Here is a 17,635-nt window from a genome sequence, read left to right on the forward strand (position 1 = left end):
CTAAAATTTTTATGAACAAATCTATTTTAAAATCAAGTGTATCTATTTTGTTATTAGCCATTTCGCTTTTCCTATCAAGCTGTAGCAAGGATGATCCTAAAAAAGAAGATACCCCCGAACTGATTACCAAAGCTACATTAGTCTTTACCCCTAGCGATGGTTCTGCTGCAGTAACTGTTTCGGCTACCGATCCCGATGGAGAGGGCGTGAAGCCACTTGCAGTTGATGGCGCTATTAATTTAGCAAAAGGAAAAACCTATGTGATGACTATTGAATTGATCAATGGCCTTGCCAAACCAACTGATCCGGCTTACGATGTGTCGGAAGAAGTGAAAGAGGAAGGTGACGAACATCAATTTTATTTCGCGTGGACAAACAATATTTTCTCGAGCCCAAGCGGCAACGGCAACATCGATAATCCAAACGATGCAATGAACTATGTTGGTGGTACGGACTCGAAAGATAGCAATGGCAGAAATCTTGGCCTTACTACTACTTGGGCTGCGTCTTCTGCCGCAGGAGCCGCGCTCTCTGGCACGTTCCGGCTTTTGCTAAAACATCAGCCAGGTTTAAAGTCCGCAACATCTGATTCGAATACAGGAGAAACAGATTTAGATTTGACATTTGATATTTCGGTGCAATAAGGTAAAAGAGGTAGCGGCAATCAGCCGCTACCTTTAATCTTCTTTTAGGGATGAATGATCAATTGCCACCTAAAAGCCCACCGCCACCTAAGCGAATAGTTTTCGATACCCGCTTCTTTCAAAATAAATATCCATTCATTTTTGGTGAAGGCTCGCATTACCGACAAGGGGGCATCGAACTTGACCATGGCCGATTTTGAAAATAGTTGCGTTAACCATTTGATGGAGTAGTAAGCCAACGGGTGTCTGTGGATGTCATTCATAATAATCGCGTGTTTTGTTTTGGCACGTATTTGCTTTAGCAAGGCAACCAGCTCTTCGTTCGAGAAGTGATGTGTAAAAAGTGTGGCGAGCACAATATCAAACCGCTGCGATTTGAATGGTTCTTCAAAAACATTGTGTGCGAAGAATTGAATATTCTTGAAGCCTTTTGAATGATCTGTTGCAAACTGAGTGATGTTTGGGTTGGCATCCACCCCAATCAACTCTACCTTTCGTTTTTGCTTCAAAGCGATTGCCGAAATGATTCGCAACATTTCGCCACTGCCACAGCCCAAGTCTGCAATCGTAATCGCTTTATCTTTGGGAATTCCATTCCACACCAAGGCAAGTGCTTGAAGGGTTACGGCATTTCCGCCAAGCCAATGGTTAATAAAATCAAGTTCGCGCAATGTTTGATCCACGACCTCACCTTCACAAAGCAAATCATCCATGATTTCAACATCAGCAGAACGATTAGTAAAGGAGATAGCCATTGGTGCGAGAAAGGTTCTGTTAAAGGTAATGTCAAATAGTCATTCCGTGCATATATTGCAGCAAATCTTTCACTATGCAAACGTGCCACTCAGAATACGGGATCATCAAAACCATCTTTATAAAGAAAGCATTGGATGCATTTAGGGATCAAGAAAAAATTGATGCCGAGTGGAAAACGCTCAATTTTTTAAGCGCCCCCGATTTCAAAGTCGCCTTAACAGAATCGGCTGAATTTGAAAAACACATTCGCGACAACGGAGCAGAGGTAAAGTTTTTTCCATCAGAGGAAGTACTCTCCTTAGATTCAATTTATTGTAGAGATGCCAGCATTGCCACCGATGCGGGGATGATTATTTGCAACATGGGTAAGCCCGCCCGCAGCGGTGAGCCATCGGCATGTGCAAAAGAATACGCAAAAAATGCCATCACGATTTTGGGCGAAATCAAATCGCCTGGCAAGGTGGAAGGTGGCGATGTGGCCTGGCTCGATACCCAAACATTAGCAGTAGGAAGAACGTATCGCACCAATGCCGAAGGCGTTCGCCAACTGCGCGAGATGCTGACGCCCATTGACGTTTCGGTATTAGAAGTTCAATTGCCCCACTACAAAGGGCCGGGCGATGTGTTTCACCTGATGTCTATTCTCAGTCCTGTGGATAAAGATTTGGCAGTGGTTTATTCCCCATTGATGCCGATTGTTTTTCGGGAAGAGTTGATCAATCGAGGATACCGTTTTGTAGAAGTACCCGAATCGGAATTTGACACCATGGGTTGCAATGTATTGGCACTAGCCCCACGCAAATGTTTAATGGTAAAAGGCAATCCAAAAACAAAAGAACAATTGCTAAGGGCAGGCTGCGAGGTGATTGAATACGATGGTCAGGAAATCAGTTACAAAGGTGGTGGTGGGCCTACGTGCTTGACGCGACCCGTTTTTCGCGAAATTTGAATTAAGGGATTCCCTAAATAGCATGATCTGGCTTCACAGGAGATTTTGGAGAAAAAAAGAGCTCTTGAAAAATTCAAGGGCTCTTTAACAAATACTTATCTGTAATTTTTTTTTAAAGATTACTTCAGTCTTTTCTTGAAAAACGCCAGCGTGTTTTTGTATGCATCGGCTGTAAATTCTTTGTTGTGCTTGGCATTGCTGGGATTGGCAAAGGCATGGTCGGCATCGTATGATTTAACGGTGAGCTTTTTGCCAGCTGCTTTCATATTGGCTTCAAATTTATCAGTTACTTCTTTGTTGATCCATTTATCTTGGGTGGGCCAAATGTTGAGCACGTCACAATTTAATCCTTTCAATTTTTCAACATCTTCTTCGGGCTGACCATAATAGATCACACACGCAGCGGCTTGCTTTGCAGCCAACAAACTTGCTTGCATCGATTGCCCTCCCCCAAAGCACCAGCCGATTGTGCCAATCTTGGCCTTTGCTCCTGCAAAAGAAATTGCTGCTTTTACAATTTCCGCACCACGCTCTTTTTTAAATTCTTGCATGTACTTACCAGCTGTTTGCGGATCGGTGGCCAACTTGCCATCGTACATGTCCAAGGCCAACACATTTACATTGCCCAAGTCGTTGTACAGATTTTCAGCCTCGCGTTTGATATGGTCGTTCAATCCCCACCATTCTTGAAAAACAAAAACCCAGTTGTTGGATTTCTTTTTTGATTCAATAAAGAATGCATTTGCTTCCACACCATCTGCTGCTTTTAGCTTAATCATTTTTCCACCGGCCTCACTTTCGTGCACATAAGCCAGCGGACTTGGGTGATCGCGATTGAATTTTTTGTTCGATGCAAATACCGCAAACTTATCGGTGGCATCGGTGTGGCAAATCGTTTCTTTTTGTGCAAATGAAATCGAACACAAGAGCACGAAAGCAACGAGAAGTTTAATTTTTTTCATGGTAATGGATTTTAGTTTTAGGTTAAATGCTTACAATTTTTTGTCGACTAAAAATGCAATAATCAATCTTTCCACTGGCCCAACAACACACGATCGTAGGTGATCAAATCGGTGTTAATGGGTTCATAGCCTCTCTCACGCAAAAGCACCGCCACTTGCCCACGATGATACGAACCGTGGTTGACCAAATGGATCATAATATCTTGCATGTTGTTTTCATAATAATCCCCCACATAGTTGTGGTACTTTAACACGCGATCGAACGAATGGTTTGATTCAATAAATTCGAGCCAGAGCTGGGCGGCCTCTTCCACCATGTTTTTTAGGTCGGCTACAGAGTAATTTCCATCCCAAAGCTTGTAATCGCTTTTGGGCAGACCCATGAAACGGTTGTACCAAATAAAATTGGCAGCCACACAATGCGCAAAAATCGAAAGAATTTTTTCATCTGTTACCGCTTGTCTTTCCAAACAGCCGATTACCCTTCGGTTAGCCCAAGCATTGTATTGATAGAGTTTTAATATGTAATGCTTCATGAAATTATATCTTCCAAGGATTAATAATTGTTAGACCGCTGACAGAATCAAAATCGGTCTCGTTTCTTGTTATCAAAGTAAGGTTCTTAGTCTTGGCGGTTGCTGCAATAATCGCGTCTGGCAATTTAACCTTATGGATTTTTCGAATGGCTATTGTTTCATCCACCATCTCATCCGTTAATGGAATAATGGTGGACGCTTCAATCAACTCGATCATTTGATTGTTTGGGTCAGCAAAACCTTGAACCTCTATTTTATTGATTATTGAAATGATGGGATTGATATCTATAACCTTTGAAACAAATAAGGAGCCTGAAGAGGGAAGTTTTTTATTAGCAAAGTTGATAATGCTATTAGTGTCAATCAGATAGTCCTGTTCCATTCTCCCCTCATCTCGTTTAGTTCAATTCTCATTTTTTCAGCGTCATCGTCCGTGAGACTTCCATACAATCTTTCTGAAAGCTTCTTTGAACCATCTTTGGACTTGCTCTTTACAACATGAATAAGATTCAAAGCCTCTAAGTTTTCAATCAGTTTGAGTGCCTTCGGATCAAGTACATTTATCGTAAGTGTTTCCATAGTCGTTTATACTCTACAAAGATATACATTCAATTCTTATATTGCCTTCTTAAACCATTAATGAAATGAGAGTGAGTAGTAAGGTTTCTTTAATTCTTTTGTTCAGCTTGGCGACAATACCGTTATTTTCACAACAAAAAACACCCACCGCTGATATTGAAACTTACTATGATATAAGTTTTACTAAAGCCGAGCGGGATTCACTTTTCTCCAGCCTACAGGACTATCAAAAATCGTATCAAGCCATTCATCAATATAAATTGGACAACCAAGTGCCCATGTCGTTGGTGTTTGATCCGATACCGGTTGGTTTCAAACCAAACCTAAATCAGAAGCCAATTGATTGGGGCTTGCCGAAAGAAGTTAACGTGCCAGCCAACAAAGAGCAGTTGGCATTTTACCCCGTTTATAAATTGGCCGCGCTGATCCGAACCAAAAAAATTACTTCCACCGAGCTGACAAAACTTTATTTGAGTCGAATAAAAAAATATGCGGATACACTGCAATGCGCCATTTCTGTTTTGGAGGCCACTGCCTTGCAGCAAGCCAAGCAAGCTGACGATGAAATTGCCAAAGGAAAATACCGTGGCCCATTACATGGCATTCCGTACGGGATCAAAGATTTGCTTACGGTAGAAGGAACGGAGACCACTTGGGGAGCTGCTCCCTACAAAGGTCAAGTCATTAGCGAGACAGCCACCGTAGTAAAAAAACTAGAACAAGCGGGTGCAGTACTTACCGTAAAACTAACCTTGGGTGCTTTGGCAATGGGCGATATTTGGTACGGAGGTGTCACTAAAAATCCGTGGAATTTAAAAGAAGGTTCTAGTGGCTCTTCCGCAGGCTCTGCCTCTGCTACGGTGGCGGGTTTGATTGCTTTCGCGATTGGTACAGAAACACTCGGTTCAATTGTTTCGCCTTCTACACGCTGTGGCGCCACTGGCTTGCGCCCAACGTTTGGTGCGGTGAGCCGCCATGGCGCAATGGCACTGAGCCATAGCATGGATAAAATTGGACCGTTGTGCCGATCCGTTTTGGATTGTGCTTTGGTGTTTGATGCCATCCGTGGTGCAGATGACTTAGATCGGGCAACCCGAGCAGCCGCCTTCAACTTCGATGCGAAAACGAATATCAAAAAATTGAAAATAGGGTATTTTAAAAATTGGTTTGATGCCAAATATCCATCGCACGACAATGACCAGAAAGCATTGGACGTTTTGAAGAGCTTAGGTGCAGAACTAATTCCTATTGAATGGGATTCAAAAATCCCGATCACTGCTGTGCGTTTGATGCTGACGGCAGAAGCGGCTGCTTCCTTTGATGAACTTACGCGCTCCAATCGGGATAGCTTGCTAACAGACCAACGTAAATGGGCGTGGCCAAATACCTTTCGCGCGGCACGGTTTATTCCCGCGGTGGAATACATCAACGCCTCACGGTTGCGCCAAGCACTCATTCAAGAGTTCTATGAGAAGACAAAAAACTTTGATGTGATTGTTACGCCAAGTTTTGGCGGTTCGCAATTGCTCACGACCAATCTCACGGGCAATCCGTGCGTAGTGGTGCCAAATGGTTTTAATGACAAGGGCAGCCCCACCAGCATTTCATTTATCGGAAATTTGTTTGGCGAAGCTTCTTTACTATCATTGGCCCATGCGTTTCAACAAGCAACCGATTGGGAAGACAAAGTGCCTCCTCTTTTTAAAGATTAAGTTGCTGGAAACCGTCAGGAAAATACGGCTGCCATCAAAAAACGTTTTGGGTCCTTTTTTCTTCTGTGAGTTTAGTTGACGTAGTCCCGCAAAAACGCCTGACTGTACTAAAGCATTCTGGCAGATTACCGCTTCTGATAGATTTTTTCAAGCCACGAAATGCTACCTGGTTTCGCCTGCCAAATGGGTCGTGCAAAGGTGGCATAGTAAACTGCTTCACTTTTTTCGCCCAGCGAATACGCGTCCGACAGTGGGGGCAATTCTTTGCGCGACATCAGTAGCATCGGTACATGTTTGTTGCTGGACCGAGCCTCCGCCAACAACGCGCGCGAAGTCTCGCTGTCTCCTTCCTTTAAAAAAGAATACAAGACCTTGTTAAACTGATAAAAGGCAGTGATATCATCTGGGTATTTTGTGGCCAGCTTTTCAAAATCATCCAGGCGATTGAGTTCGAGGCAATATAAACTGGCCTGGTCGCGCACGCCTTGGTTATCGTTTGGATTTAATTCCAACATATCAAAATATACATGAAGTGCAGCTTCTGCATGACCCAACAAATACAGTGCATCGGCATAGCCTTGCATGCACCGCATGAAAGGTCGTGTTTCGTGTAAGCCCCAAAAGTGTCCTTTGTTTTCTTTAAAATATTTTTCGCCCAATTTCTTGCGCGCGGCTGTAAAACCGTTTCTAAACAACATCAACGACAGCATAGGGCTGCCCGCTACTCCGGCCAAGTATTCATATGCTTCTACACAATCGGGGTCGAGCAGAAAAGCGTGAAAGATAAGCCGGTCAGCTTCCAGCACATCATCTACTTCGCTGGCCTCGTATACCAAGTCCTGTGCCTGCTCTTCTTTACTCAGTGCTTCTTTGTCAAATTCCGGAATGGTTTTGCCCGTCATTTCGCGGGCGAAGCGTTCATAATCTTCTTTTGTTTTTAAGTTGGCTGCCTCCATCAGTCGGTGGAGGTCGAGCATCATCTTTTGGTGTTTTTTATCCATGCTTTTTATTTCTTAATCGTTTGCTATCCCTTCTCTACAATCGCAATCTCTTCGGGCGTAAGCTCGTAGAGGGCGTACACCAGTTGGTCTATTTCTTTATCGGTTTTGTCAATCTCGTTTTGGGTGGTTTTGATTTTTTCCTTTTCGGTTTTGAAAAGCTCTAGCCACTCGCCCTGCTTTTTGGGTGGCAACTTGGCACCGCCTTTCTCTAGCTCGGCAATCACATCAATAAACTCAAGCGTGTGCCACTTTTTTAGTTTAGCCGTAGGCTCAAAAACAAAATTGGCGCGAAGCAGGTCAATGAATTTTTGTGATTGATCCGAGACGGATTTGTGGAGGGCAATCATTTTTTCGGCTCTGGCAACTATTGAATTCTGTTCTTTCTTGGAGACGGCCTTAATTGGGAGTTTAGCCAAGTGGATTGGCTTTACTTCATATTCATTGTAAACTTTATTGAAATAAAAATCCATCAGTACAGAATTCAACAAAGCGTAAATAAATTTCAAACTATAGTCTTTATTCTCCAAAACCACATTCGAAAGACGATTAAGATTATAAAAACCATCTGCATCAAAATAACAAACCAATTTGCGTTTCATTCCTCGTCTTGTCCTTTGAACAAGTATCTTTTCTTGTTCAAATATTTTTTCTGGTGGTAAAGAGCGACCCAATTCACCTTTGCTCTTTACAAACACAGGGTCATACATGATATAATCGCCAGGCCAATTAACGGAATAGCGACCAATATCTTTTCCGTTCAATACTTTGTGGTAGCGATTATCAATTTTTCTGCTTGATACTAACTCTTCTTTTATATAACCGGTATTTATTCCAACGGTGCAATAGCAAATCTTTCCTAGAACAATTGATTCATTGTTGATTTTATCAATAACTGTTTTGTTTTCCTTTGATAAGTAAATATTGAACTCCTCAAATTCTGTTATCGGAATAAGGTAATCGCTTTCTGGGTCTATTATTGAAAGATCACGATTTCTTTGTATTTTGATTCTAGTTCTTACATCACCTTTGATTTTACCTTTCCTAAATCTGAAGATTACACTCTCCACCACCACATCCTCAAACACATGTAATCCCAAATCATAGACCTCTTGAATTTCAAATTCTTTTAAAATAATCTCCCTTAACTTTTTGTAAGTTGAGGCAGACAAAAATGTATTTGGAACGATAAAGCAACTTAATCCATTTGCGGATGAGAGATTGATTGATTTTTCAATAAAGAATTTGTATAAATCAAAATTTCCCTCGCACGATTTATAATTTTGTTTAAAAAAATCCTTTTCAGACTCCCTTATGGCATTTCGATAAGAGTAAGGCGGATTCCCTACCACCACATCAAAGCCACCCGCTTGCATTATTTCCGCGAAAGCGTGGTTCCAGTCAAAGGCATCATCGCCCGCCACTTTGGGGTCATCTATCAAACTGTTGCCTTGCTTGATGTTGCCGCTCAGGTCGGCCAGCGTTTCTTTGCGGTTGGCGGTTTTCAGCCACAAGCTCAGTTTAGAAATTTCTACGCTTTCGGGATTGAGGTCTACGCCATAAATGTTGTTGGCCACAATGGCTTTTTTGATTTTCCATTCGTCTGTGCCGTTGTACACTTCCAGCGGCTCTGCCACGGCATGGTCGCGCAGTTGGTCTTTCCACGGGCGGGTGAGCTGGTTCCACTCTTTCATCAGCACGTCCCACTCCAGCCACAAAAAATCAAACACGGCATTGAGAAATGCACCCGAGCCGCAGGCGGGATCTACCACTTTCACCTTTTTCAGTTGCTCGCGGTAGCGCTCCAAAAAAGCAAGTGTGGCTTTTACTTTTTCGCTGGGCGCCACGGTGGCGTTTTCAATTTCTTCTGCCGATAAAACAGGGGCAGCATCCAGTTTAAGCTCTTGCAGAATTTCTTTTTTGCGGTCTTCCAGCCATCCGCCCACGGCTTCTTTCACCATGTAGCGGGTAATGTACTCGGGCGTGTAAAAGATGCCATCTTTTTTTCGTTTGCCTGTGTTTGCTGCTTTTGCTTTCTCTTCGTCAAAAGTGGATTGAAACTCTTCAATATCTGAAATGGATTGCTCGAATATATGGCCAAGTATATTTACGTCTAGCTGGCTATCAAAATTGTAGGAAGAAACAAAGTGGATGATTTCGGTGAGTTGGCTATCGAGTACGTGTAGGTTATTGAGTTCTTCATCTTCTTTAAAAAGCCCGCCATTAAATTCGGGGATGTCGCGTTCGGCTTCGGCAAGTCCCTCGTTCATGGCGGTGAAAAAATATTTCATTTCCGTCCATATTGCTTCTTTCTTTTTGCGGAAGCTGCGCTTTACCGCCTGCTGCACGTCATTTAAAAAACGGTTGGCATCCAACAACTCGCGGTCGCGCACAAAGCAAATAAACAAGAGCCGATCCAGCAGTTTCTGCGTGAGGCCAAAGAGTTTTTTGGGTGCGATTGTAGGATGCTGTTTACGCAGGTTGTTGAACAGTGCCAAGCGCAGCTGGTGGTAGCGGTTGTAAAATTCTTTTTCGATTACCTTTTGTTCGGCAACGCGTTCGTGAAAAATCAGGTCGACTTTAGAATCGCCCGCTTCTAAGAACAGTTGTTGATAGCTGAGCAAGAAAAAGAACCGTGCCAGTTGATCGGGTACTAGCAGTTCGGGTATTTGAAAACTTTCGTAGCGGCCAATGTCGGTGCGCGAGTAGAGCCGTATCTCGATCATGTTGGTCACAATTACCCACTCGCACCTGCCGGGCATGCGTGGCACATAGGCAAAAGCCTGATCTACCGGGCTGCCCGAAAAATCGGCACGGTTTTGTTTTTTATCAAGATTGTTGAGCGCTCCTTTTACTTCAATGACACAGCGCACATCATTTTTTTCCTTTTGATCGAAGAAGCCAAGAGCAGCATCAGGCTTTTTATTGTCACTGATCGATTTGAATTCTTTCTCTAAATTCCATTCGGGTTCATGGCTCTCGTAAGAATAGCCCAATACTTGGCCGAAAAACTTGTCTAAAAATTCTCCTTTGATTTGTTCTTCTTTGCTTTTCTGCACTTTGCCATTAGCAATCGCCTTCTGCCAGTTGCGAATGATCGTTTTCTTCTCTTCTAGTTGCAGAACTTTTTGAATGAAGGTGTTGAGTTGTTCTGGCTTAAGATCTTTAGGGGAAAATAGGTTGCTGGCCATGTAGCTGCAAACTAAGAAATTTTTGGCGATGCTAGAAAAGAAAAAGATCCGTTTCTACTTTTTCAACGGCCACTCTTTAAAATAAGTTAAGCTCCGCCACAGCCACTCCGCGGGTCCGTATTGAAATCGACCGAGCCACCACTTGCTGAAAACGATTTGTAAAGCGAACACGATGAGAGAAATCGCTGCCCACACACTGGCGCCAAAATTCCCAAGCAATGCTAAGCCGTACGAAAACAAAAGCCATGTGCCAATAAGTGCTTGCATTAAATAAGAGGTGAGCCCCATGCGCCCAACTTCATAAAAATTCATCAACCGCCTGTGCCACTTTTCTCTTTGAAAGACAGTGACAATCAACCCCACATAAATGGCGGCCAGAGCGATATTGAAAACATCGTATACTGTGCCACCCAATAAAAATTGAACAGCCTGAGACATCTCCACCTTGGCAACGAAAATGATGAGTGCCAACAAACCCGCAAACACCACGCAGCCGAGCAACATCCACAATCCAAGGCGTATCAATTTTTTAAAGAAGGGAATGTTTTCGAAAACTTTCTTTCGGCCAGCATAAAGACCCAACAGAAATAAACCCATGGTGATGTACAGCCTACCTGAAAGAATTTGGAAATCAAACTTTGATTTGAATTCATAGAAATTTGCCCGAAGCATATCTAAATAACTTCCGGATTTTAAAGTGCTGTAGTAAATTTCCAATTCTTTTTCGTCCCCTATGGGAAAAGGACTAGCAGAATTTGATAATAGAATATCAAAAGTACGCTGAAGGATGGCAGGTGTGTCAAAAACAAGCAAGAGCGCTAAAACCAATAAGAATTTATCGGGCAGTTTGTGACAAAGCAATAACCCAAAACCCAGCACCGCATAGATGGTAAGTATATCGCCTCTGTAATGAAGGTGATGGACAAGCCCAATGATAAATAGAACAATCAATCGCCAAGCAAATCGAAAAAGAAATGCGGGCGAGTCATCGCTCTTATCGAGTTGAATAAAAAAACTCATCCCAAACAGGAAAGAAAAAATCATGAAGAACTTGCCCGAGATGAAAATGCCAATGAACCCCAATACAATCATATCAGCCAAGTTGTGCGCTCCATAATTTTCATGAATTTTAGGAGGCTGGCCAGCATAGTATTGTTCGGTGAAATGAACGAGGATAATGCCCAGCAACGTGAAGCCACGAAGCACATCAATTACTTCGATTCGATTGCTTTTCTTAGCGAGGGCAATATCCATTGATGAATTTGATTAAGTTGTTTTTTGAAAAGGCGACTTAACCCTTGTTGCTGCTCCACTTTAAATTTGGCAACCTCCACAACTCAAAACGAAGTTTTATGTTCCATTCAAAACCACTCAACTTAATAGGCGCAGTGCTGCTCAAGGGATAGTCTTCTGTAAAGCGAGAATACGCAAGCCGATAGCCGCCCGATGCACCCAAATAAAAATCGTAAGCGCCAATCCGTAACCTTCTTTCAATGCCAACACCCGCATTAACTTGGATGTAAAATGACATCCACGTTTTGCGATCAGGCACAGTAAGATTAGAAGCACTTGCCAAAAATGATTGCTGCGAAATCTTGTCATATAGTGTAAGCTCTCCATAACCAATGCCTTCGCCAAAATAAGGGTACACTAACCATTTCGGGCTTTTGATTAGATCAAAGACTCTGCCTACTTGAATTTCCCAACTTCGAAGTCTGACATATTTTGGGGTGCCTGCAACAAAAGGCGAAGCCGGATTAGACGATAAAATAGAAACTGCTACAAAGCTGTAAGAGTTGTTTCGTTTGTCTGATAACGTAATTCCGTAGGTAGGGCCACTATAAGAATTTCTAATTTCTGGGTAACCGATAAGGGAAAGGCTAGCATTCAATTCTGAAAAATTTCCATACGTGACGCCCACGTGAGAATAAAAACCAATTTTTCTCTTTGATTTAACCGAATCCGTTTGGCTCCTTGCAGAGAAGGAACAGAGAGCGAAAATAATTAGGAATGAAATCTTTAGTGTCATTAACAAATGTAAAAAAGCATGGTCACTAGGCCAAGCATCATTATTTTGAGACCCTCTCCAACCCTTCTTTTGCCTCCTTCAAACCCCCATCCAATTTCAAGGCAGTCTCGAATAATTTTTTTGCCTCTGCTTTTTGGCCTCGCTTTTCTTTGATTTGTGCCAAGCGCATATTAGCGCCAGCATGCGAGGGTTCGTTTTGCATTGGCGTATGTGTCAAATATTTTTTTAGGCACTCTTCACCCCTATCTAACTTTTGGCCAGAGAGCGCACTTGTTTTACCTACTTGATAAATGGAGGTGTAATCTTGGGGGTTTTTCTTGATGGCCTCCTCAAATAGGGCAAAGGCCTTGTCGTATTGTTTTTGATTGGTATAAAAATTCGCCAACAACGAAATGTAATCCGGATTGATTTTTACGGCCTCCAAAAATTCTTTCTCCGCTTCTGCCGGTTTTTTATCCGACAAATACACATTCCCTAGTTGCCGATGACCTTCTGCCGGATTTAAGGCGATGATTTGTTTGGCCACTTCTTTGGCTTTATCGATGCTACCACCCATAAAGCCGGGGGCTTGCAAATAGTATTGGATAAGAGAGGTGCGCGCATCAAGGTTTTTCGGGTCGAGGGCAATGGCCGTTTCCCAAGCTTTTTTCATCTTAGGGGCCAGCATGCCTTGCTTCAGCATATTGGCATCGCGGGCAATGGTGCCGTAGGTGTTACCCAACCAATTAAAATAATCTGCTCCTTTCGGATCGGCCTCAGTGGCTTCTTCAAAGTAATCTGAAGCATCGTCATACTCCTTTTTATCAAAGGCAATGCGCCCGAGATAATAACGAGCCGCTGCGTAGTCAACTGTCTTTTCTCCTACCGATTTTAAAATCTTTTCAGCCTCCTCGTATTTCTTACTTTCATATAAGGCTTTTGCCTTTTCAACAGACGACTGGCTAAATAAAGCAACCGGCAATAAAAGGACAGCATACAAAAGAGCTTTCATAAGGAAGGGGGTGAGTTTTATGTGATTAAGACTTCAAAAGAGATGAAAAGGTTGCGTTTAAGCAGCATTCTTTACCGAATTGTTAAAAACCTAAGACCAATTGATGAATGGTTAGGAGTATCTTGTTGCAGCGTGTAACTTTCCTTCAAAATAAATTATTGGCATATGAAATCGTTAGGCTGTATATCGTTTTACGTACTAGCAATTGCTTTTTTTATCTCGTGTGAAAAATCAAAACCAATCACTAAAAAATGGAACGATGGAGTAGCCAAGCATTTCGATGAGTCACTCAAACCATTTTATCACGGTGTGGCTTCGGGTGATCCATTGCCCGATCGGGTCATCCTCTGGACGCGCGTTACCCCCGATGATTCACTCTCTTCCATTTCCGTAAAGTGGGAAATCGCGGAAGACGATAAATTTTCTTCGATCTATAAATCAGACACACTGAGTACTTCTCCTTCGCGCGATTACACGGTAAAAGTAGATGTAGATGCACTTAAGCCCGATCAAATTTATTATTATCGATTTAGCGCATTGGGCAAAACATCGATTGTGGGACGGACGAAAACCGCGCCCGTTTCGGCCAAAGACAGTTTGAAGTTTGCTATTGTTAGCTGTGCCAATTGGGAATTTGGGTATTTCAACCCTTACGATAAAATGGCCGATCGCCCGGTGTTGGATGCGGTACTGCATTTAGGTGATTACATTTACGAATACGGAACGGGCAAATATGGCGATACCACCATTGGCCGGATCAATATTCCTCCTCATGAAATTGTTTCGTTGAAAGATTATCGCACGCGCTATTCGCTTTACCGATTGGATAAGGGATTGCGAAGGGTACATCAGCTCCATCCATTTATTGCTATTTGGGACGATCACGAAGTGGCAAACAACTCAACCGTAACAGGCGCCCAAAATCACCAGCCCGAAGAAGGTGACTATCAAGCAAGAAAAGCAGCCGCACGCCAAACTTATTACGAATGGATGCCCATCCGCGAAAACCAAGAATTGTATAGGAGTTTTTCTTTCGGAAGTTTAGCGGATGTAATGATGCTAGACGAACGATTGGCTGGTCGTGACCCGGAAATCACCGACCCAACCAATCCGGATTTGGCAAAAGAAGAGCGCACGATGCTTGGCGCGAAACAATTACAGTGGTTTGAAGAAAAATTGAAAGCATCGAAAGCCACTTGGAAATTGATTGGCAACCAAGTGATTTTTTCGGATGTGTATTTACAAAAGGTGTTTCCAAAAATGCCGCGCAACTTAGATTCGTGGGATGGCTTTCCGGTAGAAAAGAAAAAGATCGTAGATTTTATTTCAGCGAATAAAATTCAAGATGTCATTTTTGCCTCGGGCGATACACACGGTTCGTGGGCGATAGAAGCTGCCATCGATATCAATAAAAATTATTCGCCTTTTGCCATCGAACTGGGTACCACCAGTGTTTCATCTGGCAACGGCAACGAACGCAAGCCTGACGATACGGTGAAGCTGGCAGAGCAGGCCTTGATGAAAGAAAACCCGCACATCAAATATGTAAACGATCGTGACCACGGCTATCTGTTGCTAACAGTTTATCCTACGCAATCAAAAGCGGAGTGGTTTTATGTAGAGACATTGCGCAAACCAGACACCAAAGAATTTTTAGGCAAAACTTTTTGGTTTGAGAAGGGCAAGAATCGGTTGAAGCTAAATTGAAGTGGGTTCCTAAAATCCAAAAGGTCTAATTGCTAAAGCGAAAAGATCTTATTGGATTTGATAAACTCCCTTCAAAAATCAATCGCAAATCTAAAATCGTATTTCGTACATTTGATTTATGAGAAAAGCACTTACCCCATTTGTCTTGTTGGTTTCGATACAAATTGGTTTTGCGCAAGTAATCGGCAAACAATTTCCTGCTATGGTGGCCGAAACCGTAGACGAGAAGAAAGTAAATTTACCGAGCGATGTGAAAGGCAAGTACACGCTACTCGGATTGGCGTATTCCAAAAAGTCAGAAGAGGAACTTAATTCGTGGTTCAACCCTGTTTTTGGCAAGTTCATTCAAAAGAGCAATGGCATGATGTCGAGCTTCGGCTACGATGTAAATGTTTATTTTGTACCCATGTTTACGGGCATCAATGCGGCTGCCTCAGGCACAGCCAAAAAGAAGGCTATCAAAAATATAGACCCCCAATTGTTACCCAACATTTTGTTTTACAAAGGCGAACTGAAGACGTACAAAGAAGCACTTGATTTTGAAAGGCGAGACATTCCTTATTTTTTTGTGTTAGACCCTGAAGGCAAAATAGTATATGCAACTTCTGGTGCATACACCGAAAAAAAGATGGATGAAGTAGAGGAATCAATTCAAGATTAGATGATCACACAAGAAAGCATTTCGCAAGCGCACAAGCGCATCAAGCCCTTTATTGAACATACACCCGTGCTTACCAGTAGCAGTTTAAATGAAGTGGCAGGCTGTCAATTATTTTTTAAGTGCGAAAATTTTCAGAAAGTAGGGGCTTTCAAAGCGCGGGGTGCCATCAACGCTGCCTTAAAGCTGTCGGATGAAGAAAGGAAAAATGGATTGGCCACCCATTCATCGGGCAACCATGCACAGGCCATTGCACGGGCAGGTAAAATTTTAAATGTGAAGTCGTATATCGTGATGCCGCGCACAGCCCCAGAAATAAAAAAGCGCGGAGTGCGAGGATATGGTGGTGAGATTTTTGAATGCGAACCTACGCTGCAAGCACGTGAAGAAACATTGGCGCAGGTGATCAAGAAAACAGGGGCTTCTGAGATTCATCCGTTTAATAATTATAATGTGATGGAAGGGCAAGCAACGTGTGCCAAAGAACTATTTGAGCAAGTGCCCAAACTCGATGTGGTGATGGCACCCGTGGGCGGAGGAGGCTTGCTAAGCGGCACGGCCTTGGCCACCAAGTTTTTTTCCCCAGCTACAATCGTGATTGGGGGTGAGCCGGCCGGATCAGACGATGCGTATCGTTCTATGCAATCTGGCAAAATTGAGCCAGCGCAATCCAATACCATTGCCGATGGGTTGCTCACCACGCTGGGCGATAAAACATTTCCCATTATATATGAAAATGTAAAAGAAATCATCACGGTAACAGATGAAGAAATCATTGCGGCTATGCGATTGATTTGGGAGCGATTGAAAATAATTGTGGAAACATCTTGTGCGGTGCCGTTTGCTGCAGTACTAAAAAGCAAAGAAAAATTTAAGGACATGCGAGTAGGGATTATTCTTTCAGGTGGGAATGTGGATTTGGAGAAAGTAGGGAAGTGGTTTGGTTCGCAGGCTTAAAAGGCGAAGCGAAAAGAATACAAAACCTTCGCATACATTTGGTTCGGTAGATTTACCAAAGTGATGCGTATCTAATTCCCGCAAGAGTTGATAGAGATTTTATGGAGACTACTCGCAACAGATACTATCTATTAAATATTGTTTTCCTTATTAGCTTGGTAACGCTTTTACTTAACGACCACTATTTAAAGTATGCGTTTTCGAATTGGCTGACAGGAAAGCTGTCTGATGTTGTTGGAATAATTATTTTGCCGTTGCTTTTGGCATTTATATTTCCGAAGCTAAAAAAACATTCTGTTTGGATGAGTGCTCTTTTATTTGCATTTTGGAAGTCTCCTTTTTCTCAATCACTAATAGACCTATACAATCAGATTGCTTTTATACAGACTTCAAGAATAGTAGATTTCACTGACTTGTTTGTTCTGCTGCTTTTGCCAGTTCCATACTTTATTATTTACAGAATTGACCAACTAAAATTTTTAAAAATCCATAAAGTAAATATACTGTTTATACTCTTACTAACAGTTGCAACGCTGATGGCGACCTCACCACCACCAAGCCATTACTACACAAGAACTGAAGGCAATTTGGCATGTTACAGGTGCAACATGACCGTAAACTACAATCAGGATGAAATTGTATGGAGACTGAAAGAAGTGAATATTGTTTTTGACAGAATTACATCTATTGACAGCGTTGTGTTGGAACGTGTCCCAAGCCTGAAAAAGGAAAATGTCCATGTTTATCGATTAAACGAACTGGTTATTGACAAGGACACTTTGAGAAATTTAGATTTTACTATGAGGACCATTAAAGATGGGAAAACAAAAATATATTTCAATGGTATGCAAGTTTCTGACGACATTTCGACTATGAAATTGGAAATCAAATTGAGGAACTACTATAAAAAACTTTTGTTTAAGGAACTAAAAAACATGCTTCGAAGATAAAACCTCTTCTAAGAAA

Annotated in this window: 17 protein-coding genes; 7 read left to right on the forward strand and 10 right to left on the reverse strand. The window is 42.4% G+C overall.

The features are described 5' to 3' along the window. Positions 1-11 precede the first annotated feature (11 nt). Positions 12-644 (forward strand): hypothetical protein, encoded by a 633-nt coding sequence (locus KA713_14455; protein UXE65664.1) that lies wholly within the window; start codon positions 12-14, stop codon positions 642-644. Positions 645-688: 44 nt separating this feature from the next. Here KA713_14455 and KA713_14460 read toward each other — a convergent pair whose 3' ends face one another. Next, complete coding sequence (locus KA713_14460; protein UXE65665.1) at positions 689-1,399, reverse strand: methyltransferase domain-containing protein; 711 nt, start codon at positions 1,397-1,399, stop codon at positions 689-691. Positions 1,400-1,473: 74 nt separating this feature from the next. On the opposite strand from KA713_14460, the gene KA713_14465 reads away from it, so the two are divergent. Further along, on the forward strand, positions 1,474-2,349 hold the full coding sequence (locus tag KA713_14465; protein UXE65666.1) for a hypothetical protein: 876 nt from the start codon (positions 1,474-1,476) through the stop codon (positions 2,347-2,349). Positions 2,350-2,468: 119 nt separating this feature from the next. On the opposite strand, the gene KA713_14470 is transcribed toward KA713_14465, so the two are convergent. The 4 genes from KA713_14470 to KA713_14485 form a co-directional block, all read right to left on the reverse strand. Beyond that, positions 2,469-3,311, reverse strand: coding sequence for a dienelactone hydrolase family protein (locus KA713_14470; protein UXE65667.1), 843 nt, complete (start codon positions 3,309-3,311; stop codon positions 2,469-2,471). Between the two features lie 62 nt (positions 3,312-3,373). Beyond that, positions 3,374-3,847, reverse strand: a complete 474-nt coding sequence (locus KA713_14475) for a DinB family protein (GenBank protein UXE65668.1) — start codon at positions 3,845-3,847, stop codon at positions 3,374-3,376. A 4-nt stretch (positions 3,848-3,851) separates the two neighbouring features. Further along, positions 3,852-4,229: a type II toxin-antitoxin system VapC family toxin gene (locus tag KA713_14480; protein UXE65669.1), complete on the reverse strand. Its 378-nt coding sequence runs from the start codon at positions 4,227-4,229 to the stop codon at positions 3,852-3,854. Continuing rightward, entirely contained in the window at positions 4,211-4,426 is a 216-nt protein-coding gene (locus KA713_14485; protein UXE65670.1) for a hypothetical protein, read from the reverse strand. Before KA713_14485 ends, KA713_14480 begins: the two co-directional genes overlap by 19 nt. A 65-nt stretch (positions 4,427-4,491) precedes the next feature. Between KA713_14485 and KA713_14490 the strand changes: the two genes are divergently transcribed. Next, on the forward strand, positions 4,492-6,138 hold the full coding sequence (locus KA713_14490) for an amidase (GenBank protein UXE65671.1): 1,647 nt from the start codon (positions 4,492-4,494) through the stop codon (positions 6,136-6,138). 125 nt (positions 6,139-6,263) lie between these two features. Here the strand turns inward: KA713_14490 and KA713_14495 are convergent, their stop codons facing one another. From KA713_14495 to KA713_14515, 5 genes are read right to left on the reverse strand one after another with little or no spacing between them, the layout of a single operon-like run. Beyond that, a complete protein-coding gene (locus KA713_14495) occupies positions 6,264-7,139 on the reverse strand; it encodes a hypothetical protein (protein ID UXE65672.1) in 876 nt (291 codons plus the stop codon). A gap of 23 nt (positions 7,140-7,162) precedes the next feature. Continuing rightward, complete coding sequence (locus tag KA713_14500) at positions 7,163-10,327, reverse strand: N-6 DNA methylase (GenBank protein UXE65673.1); 3,165 nt, start codon at positions 10,325-10,327, stop codon at positions 7,163-7,165. A gap of 54 nt (positions 10,328-10,381) precedes the next feature. Continuing rightward, positions 10,382-11,581 carry a DUF418 domain-containing protein gene (locus KA713_14505; GenBank protein UXE65674.1) on the reverse strand — a complete coding sequence of 400 codons (1,200 nt, stop codon included), beginning with the start codon at positions 11,579-11,581 and terminating at the stop codon, positions 10,382-10,384. Positions 11,582-11,618: 37 nt separating this feature from the next. Next, entirely contained in the window at positions 11,619-12,356 is a 738-nt protein-coding gene (locus KA713_14510; GenBank protein ID UXE65675.1) for a hypothetical protein, read from the reverse strand. A gap of 40 nt (positions 12,357-12,396) precedes the next feature. Next, positions 12,397-13,347 (reverse strand): tetratricopeptide repeat protein, encoded by a 951-nt coding sequence (locus KA713_14515; protein UXE65676.1) that lies wholly within the window; start codon positions 13,345-13,347, stop codon positions 12,397-12,399. 165 nt (positions 13,348-13,512) lie between these two features. On the opposite strand from KA713_14515, the gene KA713_14520 reads away from it, so the two are divergent. From KA713_14520 to KA713_14535, 4 genes are all read left to right on the forward strand, one after another. Continuing rightward, on the forward strand, positions 13,513-15,054 hold the full coding sequence (locus KA713_14520; GenBank protein UXE65677.1) for an alkaline phosphatase D family protein: 1,542 nt from the start codon (positions 13,513-13,515) through the stop codon (positions 15,052-15,054). Between the two features lie 118 nt (positions 15,055-15,172). Then, positions 15,173-15,715, forward strand: coding sequence for a hypothetical protein (locus tag KA713_14525; GenBank protein UXE65678.1), 543 nt, complete (start codon positions 15,173-15,175; stop codon positions 15,713-15,715). Next, positions 15,716-16,669 (forward strand): pyridoxal-phosphate dependent enzyme, encoded by a 954-nt coding sequence (locus KA713_14530; GenBank protein UXE65679.1) that lies wholly within the window; start codon positions 15,716-15,718, stop codon positions 16,667-16,669. It abuts the gene before it with no gap. A 101-nt stretch (positions 16,670-16,770) separates the two neighbouring features. Then, entirely contained in the window at positions 16,771-17,619 is an 849-nt protein-coding gene (locus KA713_14535; protein ID UXE65680.1) for a hypothetical protein, read from the forward strand. Positions 17,620-17,635: the final 16 nt, after the last annotated feature.

The sequence above is a fragment of the Chryseotalea sp. WA131a genome, assembly GCA_025370075.1.
Classification (GTDB): Bacteria; Bacteroidota; Bacteroidia; order Cytophagales; family Cyclobacteriaceae; genus ELB16-189.

Coding starts and splice junctions, on each gene's coding strand:
- KA713_14530 (UXE65679.1), top strand. CDS start 15,716: ATGATCACACAAGAAAGCATTTCGCAAGCGCACAAGCGCATCAAGCCC.
- KA713_14465 (UXE65666.1), top strand. CDS start 1,474: ATGCAAACGTGCCACTCAGAATACGGGATCATCAAAACCATCTTTATA.
- KA713_14520 (UXE65677.1), top strand. CDS start 13,513: ATGAAATCGTTAGGCTGTATATCGTTTTACGTACTAGCAATTGCTTTT.
- KA713_14510 (UXE65675.1), bottom strand. CDS start 12,356: ATGACACTAAAGATTTCATTCCTAATTATTTTCGCTCTCTGTTCCTTC.
- KA713_14475 (UXE65668.1), bottom strand. CDS start 3,847: ATGAAGCATTACATATTAAAACTCTATCAATACAATGCTTGGGCTAAC.
- KA713_14460 (UXE65665.1), bottom strand. CDS start 1,399: ATGGCTATCTCCTTTACTAATCGTTCTGCTGATGTTGAAATCATGGAT.
- KA713_14535 (UXE65680.1), top strand. CDS start 16,771: ATGGAGACTACTCGCAACAGATACTATCTATTAAATATTGTTTTCCTT.
- KA713_14470 (UXE65667.1), bottom strand. CDS start 3,311: ATGAAAAAAATTAAACTTCTCGTTGCTTTCGTGCTCTTGTGTTCGATT.
- KA713_14480 (UXE65669.1), bottom strand. CDS start 4,229: ATGGAACAGGACTATCTGATTGACACTAATAGCATTATCAACTTTGCT.
- KA713_14455 (UXE65664.1), top strand. CDS start 12: ATGAACAAATCTATTTTAAAATCAAGTGTATCTATTTTGTTATTAGCC.
- KA713_14485 (UXE65670.1), bottom strand. CDS start 4,426: ATGGAAACACTTACGATAAATGTACTTGATCCGAAGGCACTCAAACTG.
- KA713_14515 (UXE65676.1), bottom strand. CDS start 13,347: ATGAAAGCTCTTTTGTATGCTGTCCTTTTATTGCCGGTTGCTTTATTT.
- KA713_14525 (UXE65678.1), top strand. CDS start 15,173: ATGAGAAAAGCACTTACCCCATTTGTCTTGTTGGTTTCGATACAAATT.
- KA713_14495 (UXE65672.1), bottom strand. CDS start 7,139: ATGGATAAAAAACACCAAAAGATGATGCTCGACCTCCACCGACTGATG.
- KA713_14490 (UXE65671.1), top strand. CDS start 4,492: ATGAGAGTGAGTAGTAAGGTTTCTTTAATTCTTTTGTTCAGCTTGGCG.
- KA713_14505 (UXE65674.1), bottom strand. CDS start 11,581: ATGGATATTGCCCTCGCTAAGAAAAGCAATCGAATCGAAGTAATTGAT.
- KA713_14500 (UXE65673.1), bottom strand. CDS start 10,327: ATGGCCAGCAACCTATTTTCCCCTAAAGATCTTAAGCCAGAACAACTC.